General features: G+C 46.8%; 1 protein-coding gene. It reads right to left on the reverse strand.

Translation table 11 applies throughout. The features are described 5' to 3' along the window. Positions 1 to 237: extracellular solute-binding protein (locus AB4653_RS26030; RefSeq protein ID WP_372105668.1), on the reverse strand; the 237-nt coding region annotated here is incomplete at both ends.

The raw sequence follows: 237 nt of genomic DNA on the forward strand, positions 1-237 counted from the left end.
GAAGTCGATCATCTTATGAGCTGCTTCTACGTTTACCGCACCAGAGCTAATCGCAAAGTTATCAACCCAACCGATACCGCCTTCTTTAGGGAAAACCAGTTTGATTGGTAGACCTTCGTTTTGCGCTGCAGCAGCAGAACCGTTCCACAGCATACCAAGACCCACTTCACCAGACATGTATGGCGCACCAGGGTTATCTGAGTTAAATACTAGAACGTTCGGCATTAGCTTTTGTAG

The organism is Vibrio sp. 10N.222.48.A3, from assembly GCF_041475345.1.
In the GTDB taxonomy this organism is placed as follows: domain Bacteria; phylum Pseudomonadota; class Gammaproteobacteria; order Enterobacterales; family Vibrionaceae; genus Vibrio; species Vibrio tasmaniensis_A.